Source organism: Paraburkholderia sp. UCT31 (assembly GCF_014397655.1).
GTDB classification, from domain to species: domain Bacteria; phylum Pseudomonadota; class Gammaproteobacteria; order Burkholderiales; family Burkholderiaceae; genus Paraburkholderia; species Paraburkholderia tuberum.
In genome coordinates this window covers 94348-103987 of the sequence record NZ_VZQP01000030.1, presented here as the reverse complement: position 1 = coordinate 103987, position 9640 = coordinate 94348, and the positions used below count along the sequence as shown (strand labels likewise).

The 9640-nt window shown below is 63.5% G+C and carries 10 protein-coding genes; 5 read left to right on the top strand and 5 right to left on the bottom strand.

Features of this window, described 5'->3' with window-relative positions:
* Nucleotides 1-134 precede the first annotated feature (134 nt).
* From F6X40_RS24450 to F6X40_RS42510, 3 genes are read left to right on the top strand one after another with little or no spacing between them, the layout of a single operon-like run.
* Nucleotides 135-1553 (top strand): hypothetical protein, encoded by a 1419-nt coding sequence (locus F6X40_RS24450; protein WP_187629547.1) that lies wholly within the window; start codon nt 135-137, stop codon nt 1551-1553.
* Nucleotides 1550-2086 carry a hypothetical protein gene (locus tag F6X40_RS42515; protein WP_262421528.1) on the top strand — a complete coding sequence of 179 codons (537 nt, stop codon included), beginning with the start codon at nt 1550-1552 and terminating at the stop codon, nt 2084-2086. The genes F6X40_RS24450 and F6X40_RS42515 overlap by 4 nt, the downstream gene beginning before the upstream one ends.
* Entirely contained in the window at nt 2016-2561 is a 546-nt protein-coding gene (locus tag F6X40_RS42510) for a Wadjet anti-phage system protein JetD domain-containing protein (RefSeq protein ID WP_316251842.1), read from the top strand. The genes F6X40_RS42515 and F6X40_RS42510 overlap by 71 nt, the downstream gene beginning before the upstream one ends.
* 292 nt (nt 2562-2853) lie before the next feature.
* Here F6X40_RS42510 and guaA read toward each other — a convergent pair whose 3' ends face one another.
* The 3 genes from guaA to guaB all read right to left on the bottom strand — a co-directional run bounded on the left by guaA (nt 2854) and on the right by guaB (nt 6863).
* A complete protein-coding gene (gene guaA / locus F6X40_RS24440) occupies nt 2854-4437 on the bottom strand; it encodes a glutamine-hydrolyzing GMP synthase (RefSeq protein ID WP_013089680.1) in 1584 nt (527 codons plus the stop codon).
* A gap of 215 nt (nt 4438-4652) precedes the next feature.
* Nucleotides 4653-5396: a hypothetical protein gene (locus tag F6X40_RS24435; protein WP_187629546.1), complete on the bottom strand. Its 744-nt coding sequence runs from the start codon at nt 5394-5396 to the stop codon at nt 4653-4655.
* 6 nt (nt 5397-5402) lie between these two features.
* Nucleotides 5403-6863: an IMP dehydrogenase gene (gene guaB, locus F6X40_RS24430; protein WP_187610480.1), complete on the bottom strand. Its 1461-nt coding sequence runs from the start codon at nt 6861-6863 to the stop codon at nt 5403-5405.
* Between the two features lie 315 nt (nt 6864-7178).
* Between guaB and F6X40_RS24425 the strand changes: the two genes are divergently transcribed.
* Nucleotides 7179-8165, top strand: coding sequence for a DMT family transporter (locus tag F6X40_RS24425; RefSeq protein WP_184066148.1), 987 nt, complete (start codon nt 7179-7181; stop codon nt 8163-8165).
* Nucleotides 8166-8236: 71 nt separating this feature from the next.
* Here the strand turns inward: F6X40_RS24425 and F6X40_RS24420 are convergent, their stop codons facing one another.
* Together F6X40_RS24420 and F6X40_RS24415 are read right to left on the bottom strand one after the other, a co-directional pair.
* Nucleotides 8237-8569 (bottom strand): RnfH family protein, encoded by a 333-nt coding sequence (locus tag F6X40_RS24420; RefSeq protein ID WP_090800565.1) that lies wholly within the window; start codon nt 8567-8569, stop codon nt 8237-8239.
* Nucleotides 8566-9003: a type II toxin-antitoxin system RatA family toxin gene (locus F6X40_RS24415; protein ID WP_018417666.1), complete on the bottom strand. Its 438-nt coding sequence runs from the start codon at nt 9001-9003 to the stop codon at nt 8566-8568. Before F6X40_RS24415 ends, F6X40_RS24420 begins: the two co-directional genes overlap by 4 nt.
* A gap of 100 nt (nt 9004-9103) precedes the next feature.
* On the opposite strand from F6X40_RS24415, the gene smpB reads away from it, so the two are divergent.
* The gene (smpB, locus tag F6X40_RS24410; protein WP_013089686.1) at nt 9104-9550 is read left to right on the top strand and encodes an SsrA-binding protein SmpB; all 447 of its coding nucleotides are present in this window, start codon (nt 9104-9106) and stop codon (nt 9548-9550) included.
* Nucleotides 9551-9640 lie beyond the last annotated feature (90 nt).

The window sequence follows — 9640 nt, the reverse complement described above, 5'->3', positions numbered from 1 at the left end:
CGACCCGCCGCCCGGCCGTGGACAACCCGCGATTTGATCTTATCGGGAGGTGCCACACCGCACTAAACTCAACTGCAAATCTATCCAACTCAACTGCAAATCTATCCGTCGAACCGGGTCAACCTCAGCCCTTCATGGATGCGAACCATGAAGAAGCGTTGGCCAACGTCGCGACCGCACTGGAGGCAGCCAAGCCAGAGCAGGTAAACGCCGCCTCGAATCTGCAGGTCGTGAACGGCGAGTCAAAAAAGTGGTTCTACTCAAACAAGACGAACGTCGGGCCTGTGGTACCTGCTCACGAGGCTTTGGACCTGGATGCCCTGGCCGCGCTCATGGCCGAGGCCGAGGCCCGCGTGAACGAGGCGCTGGAGCGGATGCGTACAGCCAACGAAGTTGCGAACCAGGCTGCGGACCGAGCCAATCGGAAGCGCGCAGCAGCGGAGGCCGACGGGACGGTTGAGGCGCTGCTGCGCAGCAGCATGGGATTTGAAGACAAGCCCGACCCTATGCTCATCGCAGCGGAAATCGGCGCCCAAGTGGGAATGACCTTGGAGGTGCCGGACCCCGACAGCCTTGTTCTCGAGGCCGACGCCAGCAACCAAGTCAACGCGCTGCTGAAGGACTACACAGGGAAGAATCAAGGCGTCAGCAAACTGCAGACGAAGGCCCGTGCCGCCTTCGACCTCGTCAAGGTGGCTGCGTCGGAGCAAGCGCTCCGCGAGGTTGACCCCGATGTTGCGCAGCAGATGATTGCCAACGAGTTCGGTGCCGCGTGCACGGATGCCAAACGCCTACTGGAGCACCTGGACGACCGCATCGCGACGACGGAAGCAACGCTGAGGTCGATGCAAGCCGACTTCGACGCCTGCGTCGAGGAGGTGCTCGCCGTCGTCCGCTCGGCCATCACGACGCTCAATCGCGTGACGAGCAAGGACAAGTCAGTGCCAATGGGCGCCCCATACGTTGGCGGCAAGCAAGTCCTGAAGATGCGGGCAAACTTCGGCACGGTCCCAGTCGAGACGCGACGCCAGACCCTCAGCGCCTACCTCGACACGTTGGTTGATACGAACGTGTTCCCTCCGCGCGGTACGGACCTCATCGCCGACGCTGTGGCGCGCGTTTATGGGCGTCCGCTGGGACTGCAAGTCCTGAAGATGTCCATCGAGGAGACAGAGCAGTACGTACCGGTTGAGCGGGTTTCGAACTCCGGTGGCGAAGGCGTCGTCATGGCGATGTTCCTGTACCTGGTCATCAACCAGTTGCGGGCTGAGAACCACGCGCAGGTACATCGCATCGCCGGTGGGCCGCTCATCCTCGACAACCCGTTCGCGAAAGCCACCAGCCCCGCCATGTGGCGTGCCCAACGGCTGCTGGCCGAGGCCATGAACGTCCAGTTGATATTCGCCACGGCACTTCAGGACTTCAACGCTCTCGGCGAGTTCCAGCGATTCATCCGCCTGCGCCGCGCCGGACAGAACAGCAAGACGAGACGCTGGCACCTCGAGTTCGCGAACCTGAAGCTCAACGACGTGCCCGAGGAGTTGACGGCTTGAGTGCGTTCCTTGAAGCGCTACTGTCGTCGCCGCGCAAGCGTGTGCCGCTCGACGAGCTGCGCCGGCACTACTTCTCGCTGTACCCAGATGTCCAGAACAGCCCGGACCGTGGTGTGCTGCTGCTGAGGGCGCTGAAGGAGCTGGAAGCTGACGGCGCCATCTCGCTGCCGGCTACCGGAAGTTGGGAACAGGCCGGCTCGCCCGCTCTTCCACTTTGGGTCACGTTGAAGAACTCACCTCGCTCCAAGGTTTCTGTCAACCATGCCGACGTGACCTGGGCGCCGGAGCTGGGGTTCTGGCCGGAGTTGAGGCCATCGCAGTTGTCAGCGCTACGGCCCATCAATGACTTCCTACTCCGACGCCGAGGGGCTTTCTCCTCGGTTCCCATCAAGGAGCGTTCCTTGGAAATCTTCGGCGACGAGAAGCGGCTCGACAACATGTGTGTCGGAGACTCCCTCTTTGGTGGGCGACTTCCAATATCCGTCATTGGTTGCTTCCGAGTGCCCCCAGCCGCTGCCGTATCGCAAAGTTGATGCGCTTGGCAAGTCCGTACTCGTTGTCGAAAACCACAACACGTACTGGAGCTTCGCCGGATGGAACGAGGCCACGCGGCGATACACGGCGGTCATCTATGGCGGAGGTGAAAACTTCAGGCTTACTGGGCGAGCGTTGCGCCAAGCGATGCAAGAAACAGGAGCTTCTTCAGCGGAGTACTTCGGCGACCTGGACCCGAAGGGCTTGTCAATTCCCGTGGATTTCAACCGTTCCGTCGAGCCAGGCTATCCGACCGTTTCTGCGGCGCTCCCGTTGTACCGCTGGTTGCTTGCGAACGGAGTGCGGCGTGAAAAACCCGAGTGTGCAACCTATGTAGCAGGACTGGCGGCTGCCTGGCTCGGCGCAGAACTCGCCGCAAAACTAGAAACAGTTTGGTCTGCAGGCATGTGGCTGCCTCAGGAGGCGCTGGGCACTGAACAACTCCATTCTGGTGCCATTGGCATCAATGGCTGAACCCACCGGCGGCTTGGACGGCTGAGCGCCAAAGCGCATGGCTTTAACCGGTCAAGGATACCGTCGGCACCGCTGACGGTATCAAGCAAGCCCATCCACATGTTGCCCATACATACCGTCAGAAATACCGTCAAATGACAGTTGCTCGGCCTCCACGCAGGCGCAGGCGCAGGTTGACAATTCCCCTAGCGATCAAGGACTTACGGACCTGCGCTCGGCAATTTAGAATCTGGCACGCGTGATTTATCGATCATCACAAGCCTTTGATTCAAAAGGGAATTTCAAGAGCCCCTCATTCCCACTCGATCGTCGCAGGCGGCTTCCCCGAGATGTCGTAGACGACCCGGTTGATCCCGCGCACTTCGTTGATGATCCGGTTCGACACATGCCCAAGCAGTTCATGCGGCAGATGCGCCCAATGCGCGGTCATGAAGTCGAGCGTCTGCACCGCGCGCAACGCGACGACGTACTCGTAGGTGCGCCCGTCGCCCATCACGCCGACGCTCTTGACCGGCAGGAACACCGCGAATGCCTGGCTCGTCAGGTCGTACCACGACTTGCCGGTTTCCTTGTCGATCGTGTTGCGCAGCGTCTCGATGAAAATCGCGTCCGCGCGGCGCAGCAGGTCCGCGAAATCGCGCTTCACTTCGCCGAGGATCCGCACGCCCAGACCCGGACCCGGGAACGGATGGCGATACACCATCGAGTGCGGCAGACCGAGCTTCACGCCAAGCTCGCGCACTTCGTCCTTGAACAGCTCGCGCAGCGGTTCGAGCAGCTTCAGGTTCAGCGTCTCCGGCAGACCACCGACGTTGTGGTGGCTCTTGATGGTTTGCGCGGCCTTCTTGCCCTTGCCCGCCGATTCGATCACGTCCGGATAGATCGTGCCTTGTGCCAGCCACTTCGCGTCGGTCAGCTTGCCGGCTTCGGCCTGGAACACTTCGACGAACTCCGCGCCGATGATCTTGCGCTTCGCTTCAGGATCGGTCACGCCGGCGAGCTTGCCGAGGAATGCTTCGCTCGCGTCGACGTGAATCACCTTCACGCCAAGGTGATCGGCGAACAGCGCCATCACCTGCTCGGCTTCGTTCAGGCGCAGCAGGCCATGGTCGACGAACACGCAGGTCAGTTGATCGCCGATCGCGCGGTGCAGCAGCGCCGCCGCCACCGACGAATCCACGCCGCCCGACAAGCCCAGAATGACGTGCTCGTTACCGACCTGCTCGCGAATCTTCGCGACGGCTTCGTCGATGTAGTGGCCCATTTCCCAATCGGCCTTCGCGCCGCAGATCTGCAGCACGAAGCGCTCGAGCATCGCGCGGCCCTGCACCGTGTGCGTGACTTCCGGATGCCATTGCAGGCCATAGAAGCGGCGCTGCTCGTCGGCCATCGCGGCGATCGGGCACGATTCCGTCGATGCCATCAGTGCGAAACCCGGCGGCATCTCCAGCACCTTGTCGCCGTGGCTCATCCATACCTTCAGCATGCCGTGGCCTTCGGACGTGGTGAAGTCGCTGATGCCTTCGAGCAGGCTCGTATGGTTGCGCGCGCGCACTTCGGCGTAGCCGAATTCGCGCAGATGACCGATGTCGACCTTGCCGCCGAGCTGCTGCGCCATCGCCTGCATGCCGTAGCAGATGCCGAGCACCGGCACGCCGAGTTCGAACACGGCTTGCGGCACGCGCGGCGTGTCTTCCTCGGTGACCGAGCTCGGGCCGCCCGACAGAATCACGCCCTTCGGCGCGAAGTCGCGGATGAACGACGCGTCGACGTCGTACGGATGGATTTCCGAATACACGTTGGCTTCGCGAACGCGACGTGCAATCAGTTGGGTGACTTGCGAACCGAAGTCGAGAATCAGGATCTTGTCATGCATGGCAGCGGACGGAATCAGAAGTGAGCGGATACGGAATGCCGCGCGCGAGGCGCGGCGTCGAATTCAAAGCGGTCCGCGCGGCGATGGTCTTGGCGCGGCGCGGACCGCCAACATTACGATGAAGCACAAGGGCGCGGCCAACCACGGAACTCGCCGCCTGCGATGCGCGCGAACGAAATCCGGTAGCTTCGGCAAACGGCCTCGCGCGCGGCGCTTCAATCATGAAACAGCGGGCGGGGTGCGCCGGGCACGTCGTTGCTGGTGTCGCGCGCAGCGCGTCCGGACTCGCTCAGGCCGGGCTCGCTTGCGGCCGGATGAAGCGGCGCGGTAGTGGCAACGGAAGCCGCGGCAGCCGGATTGGCCGGCCGCGTGACCGGCACGACGGGCTCTGGCACCGGCTCGGCGTGATAGACCGGAAAGCCCGCTGAGGCACGTGGCTCGCGCGCGTTGTCGCGTTCGGGTTCACGCTGCCGTGCGGCATCCTTTTCGGCCACTTTCGCGGCACGCTTATCGGCACGACTGTCGGCCTTGCTCGACGAGGGCTTGACCACGATCCCCTTCTCGCGCCGCCGCACCGCACCCGACAGTCGCACGCCGCCGAGCCCGATCACCACCAGCACGACACCGGCCAGCACCGCCACCATCTGGCCGAAACCGGTCAGCGACGGCGTATGCAGCCCGAGCAGCCAGACCAGCATCAGCACGCCGATCAGCCAGTGCACATGACCGACGACCTTCGCGACCGTCGAGGTCAGCGCCCCGTCGAACGACGCATGCACCGCGAGCCACGCGAGCCCGATCAGCGCGACGCCGAACGCCTGGCCGACCAGCATCGGCTCCGTCGGCAGCAGTTGCAACGCGTCGTACAGCGAGGTCCACGGCGTCAGCACGAACAGCAGGCCGAACGCCAGCAGCAACAACGCATCGAGGATCAGTACAACGCGCAGCAGTGGCTTCATGGGCGTTCAGTCCACGTGGTAGTTGGGCGCTTCCTTGGTGATTTGCACATCGTGCACATGCGACTCGCGCAGGCCCGCACCGGTGATCTGCACGAACTCGGCCTTCTCGTTCATTTCGGCGATGGTGCGGCAGCCGCAGTAGCCCATGCTCGCGCGCACGCCGCCGATCAGCTGGAACAGGATCGCGTTGACCGAACCCTTGTACGCGACGCGACCTTCGATGCCTTCCGGCACCAGCTTGTCGATGTTGGCCGAGTTGTCCTGGAAGTAGCGGTCCGCCGCGCCGTCCTTCATGGCGCCGACCGAGCCCATGCCACGGTACGACTTGTACTGGCGGCCCTGGTACAGGAATACCTCGCCCGGCGACTCCTCGGTACCGGCGAACATGCTGCCCATCATGACCGCGCTGGCGCCCGCCGCGAGCGCCTTGCTGACGTCGCCCGAGAAGCGCACGCCGCCGTCGGCGATGACCGGCACGCCGGTGCCGTTCAGCGCTTCGGACACGTTGGAGATAGCGGTGACCTGCGGCACGCCGACGCCTGCGACGATTCGCGTCGTGCAGATGGAGCCCGGGCCGATACCGACCTTGACGCCGTCCGCGCCGTATTCGACGAGCGCCCTGGCGGCCGCGGCGGTTGCGATGTTGCCGCCGATCACCTCGACGTGCGGGAAGTTCTGCTTGACCCACTTGACGCGCTCGAGCACGCCCTTGCTGTGGCCATGCGCGGTATCGACGACGATCACGTCGACGCCGGCCTGCACAAGCAGCTCGACGCGCTCTTCGTTGTCCGCGCCGACGCCGACCGCCGCGCCCGCGCGCAGCTTGCCGTGCTCGTCCTTGCATGCATCCGGGTGCTCGGTCTGCTTGGTGATGTCCTTGACGGTCATCAGGCCGCGCAGTTCGAATGCGTCGTTGATGACCAGCACGCGCTCGAGGCGGTGGCTGTGCATCAGCGCCTTCGCTTCGGCGAGCGGCGTGCCTTCCTTGACGGTGACGAGGCGCTCGCGCGGCGTCATGATGTTGCGCACCGGCTCGTCCAGACGCTCTTCGAAGCGCAGGTCGCGATTCGTCACGATGCCGACGAGCTGCGAGCCCTCGACGACCGGGAAGCCCGAAATGCCATGCTGGCGCGACAGTGCGATCACGTCGCGCACTTTCATATGCGGCGGCACGGTGATCGGATCGCGCACGACGCCCGACTCGAAACGCTTGACCTTCGCGACTTCACGCGCCTGCTCGGCCGGCGTGAGGTTCTTGTGGATGATGCCGACGCCGCCCATTTGCGCCATGGCGATTGCCAGACGTGCTTCGGTGACCGTGTCCATCGCGGCGGACACGAGCGGCATATTGAGGGAGATGTTGCGGGTCAGCCGGGTCTTGAGGCTGGTGTCGCGCGGCAGAACATCGGAGAAGGCCGGGACGAGGAGCACGTCATCGAACGTGAGTGCTGTTTGGATCAGACGCATGGCAAATCCTATAGGCGCAAAAGCGAATTATACGCGATACCACCCCGGTTTTCACTGCGCGAACAGCAGCTTAGCGAATTTCAGACGATTTTTTGCCGCTCCGGCATGCGTCGATTTCGCTTGCCTGTTCGCGTCGGGTTCGAACGGGTTTCGATTGCGCGTTCGCAGGCGAAATCGGGGCAGAGCCGGCGGCATTTTCGCGGCACGTACCCTGTCGAGCGGCGGTCGAGCGGTCCGAATGCAGGATCGAACAAGACGCCCTGCTCGCAAAACCGCTATTCTGCCGGCCATTCGTTTATCCAGCAGAGGCAGTCGATGCAGCGCGGTGTCGTCTATGGCGTCATGGCCGGAGCCTTGTGGGGCATGGTGTTTCTGGTGCCGCGGGTGCTGCCCGACTTCTCCCCGCTCCTGCTCGTCGCCGGCCGCTACTCGATGTACGGCGTCGTGTCGCTCGCCGCGGCGCTGCCGATCGCGCGTTCGCTCGCCAAACGGCTGAGCCGCGAGGATCTGATCGCGCTCGTCAAGCTCGCGCTGGCCGGCAATATCGTCTATTACCTGCTGCTGACGGCCGCCGTGCACCTGATCGGAATCGCGCCGGCCTCGCTGATCGTCGGCGTGCTGCCGGTCACGGTCACGCTGGTCGGCCGGCGCGATCACGGTGCGGTGCCGCTCGCGCGCCTCGCATGGCCGCTCGCGACCGTGATGGCGGGCATCGTCTGCATCAATATCGACGTCTTTACGGTGGCCGGCGCGGCGCCGGTGAGCATCGCGACGCGCCTGCTCGGCGTGGCCTGCGCGGTGGGCGCGCTCATCTGCTGGACCTGGTTCGCGGTCGAGAACGCCCGTTACCTGCAGCGTCAGACGCATTTCAGCGGCAATGAGTGGTCGGTGCTGTGGGGCGTCGTGACTGGCGCGCTCGGCGGCGCGTTGTGGCTCGTGGTCGCGGTGCTGCCGTCGGGCGGCCCGCAGGGTGAGTTGGCCGACCCGCGCTGGCACACGTTCTGGCTGCTCAACCTCGCACTCGCGATCGGCGCGTCGTGGCTCGGCAACGGCCTGTGGAATGCCGCGGCAAAACGGCTGCCGCTAACGCTGTCCGGCCAGATGATCGTGTTCGAGACGCTGTTCGCGCTGCTTTACGCGTTCATTTACGACGAGCGCCTGCCGCGCCCGCTCGAACTCGCGGCGATCCTGCTGCTGGTGGCGGGGGTCTGGTGGTCGGTGCGCCGGCATTCGGACGACGATTCGTCGGGTGCGGCGCGCATCGAGGGCATGAACGATAAGGCGCAGACGGCGGCGCCTTGAGGTGATGTGACGCGATGATGCAAGACGGGCGGCGCGCGAAAAAGTCCGCCGCCCCCCCCAACTAGCGCCGCCTAGCGCGAATCCTTGTTCAACCAACGCCTCCCCTCGATCGACCCCGCCTTGCGTGTCTTTTCGACGCGGCGTTGGCGCGACACCTTCGGATCCACCAGCAACGGCCGGTAAATCTCGACGCGATCATGGTCCGCCAGCACTGTATCGAGCGGTTTGAGCTTGCCGAACACGCCCACCTTCTGCGTGTTCAGATCGATCGACGGAAAGCGCTGCAGAATCCCGCTTGCGCCGATCGCCTGTTGCAGCGTCGCGCCCGCGGGCAACTCGACCGCAATCAGCGCCTGCTCGGCAGCGAGCGCATAGCAGACCTCGACCGTTAGCCGCGCGCTCATGACTGACCATAGCGCTGGTTGGCGCGCTTCACAAAAGATTCGACGAAGGTATTGGCGATGTGATTGAACACCGGCCCGATGATCTTCTCGAGCAGGATGCTGGTGAACTCGTAGTGCAGCGCGAATTCGATCTTGCACGCATCGGCGCGCAGCGGCGTGAAGCGCCAGAAACCGGTGAACTTGCGAAACGGACCGTCGGCGAATTCCATGTCGATGCGCGTGGGGCGCTCCATCGAGTTGCGCGTGGCGAAATGCTGCTTGATGCCCTTGAAGTTGATATCGATCCTCGCCTCCATGCTGGTGTCGTCCCGGTGACGGATTTCGATGCCCCCGCACCATGGCAGGAACTTGGGGTAATCGTCGACGTCGGTGACGAGGTCGAACATCTGCTCCGCCGAGTGGCGAATCAAAACGGTTTTCTGGACATCTGCCATAAATTGAACAGCGCGTGGCAACGGTGGACGAGCGCCGCGGGCTTTCCTTGCCCCGCTTTGCTAAAATCGTGATTTTAAACGAGTTGGGCACTTTCCATTCATGAGCATCATAGACAACAGAAAAGCCTTCTACGACTACTCGGTCGAGGAACGCTATGAGGCAGGCCTCGTGCTCGAAGGATGGGAGGTCAAGGCGTTGCGCGCCGGGCGCGGCCAGATCAAGGAAGGCTACGTGGTGATCCGCAACGGCGAGCTGTTCCTGATCGGCACGCACATCAGCCCGCTGCCCGAAGCGTCGACGCACATCCATCCCGACCCGGTGCGCACGCGCAAGCTGCTGCTGCATAGCGAGGAGATCAGCAAGCTGATCGGCAAGGTCGAGCAGCGCGGCTACACGCTCGTGCCGCTGAATTTTCACTACAAGAACGGTCGCGTCAAATGCGAGATCGGTCTCGCGAAGGGCAAGAAGATGCACGACAAGCGCGAGACCGAGAAGAAGCGCGACTGGGAGCGCGAGAAGGCGCGCTTGATGCGCTCGCCGACCTGAACGCGATTCGTTTCCGGCTCATGCAAAAATGGCCCGCGCATCGATGTGCGGGCCATTTGCTTTTACGTCACGCACTCATTGCGCATGCAT

What these genes read in the sequence shown, in the direction of transcription:
- guaA (WP_013089680.1), bottom strand. Translation starts at nt 4,437, where the DNA reads ATGCATGACAAGATCCTGATTCTCGACTTCGGTTCGCAAGTCACCCAA.
- F6X40_RS24415 (WP_018417666.1), bottom strand. Translation starts at nt 9,003, where the DNA reads ATGGCAGATGTCCAGAAAACCGTTTTGATTCGCCACTCGGCGGAGCAG.
- F6X40_RS24450 (WP_187629547.1), top strand. Translation starts at nt 135, where the DNA reads ATGGATGCGAACCATGAAGAAGCGTTGGCCAACGTCGCGACCGCACTG.
- guaB (WP_187610480.1), bottom strand. Translation starts at nt 6,863, where the DNA reads ATGCGTCTGATCCAAACAGCACTCACGTTCGATGACGTGCTCCTCGTC.
- smpB (WP_013089686.1), top strand. Translation starts at nt 9,104, where the DNA reads ATGAGCATCATAGACAACAGAAAAGCCTTCTACGACTACTCGGTCGAG.
- F6X40_RS24425 (WP_184066148.1), top strand. Translation starts at nt 7,179, where the DNA reads ATGCAGCGCGGTGTCGTCTATGGCGTCATGGCCGGAGCCTTGTGGGGC.
- F6X40_RS24420 (WP_090800565.1), bottom strand. Translation starts at nt 8,569, where the DNA reads ATGAGCGCGCGGCTAACGGTCGAGGTCTGCTATGCGCTCGCTGCCGAG.
- F6X40_RS24435 (WP_187629546.1), bottom strand. Translation starts at nt 5,396, where the DNA reads ATGAAGCCACTGCTGCGCGTTGTACTGATCCTCGATGCGTTGTTGCTG.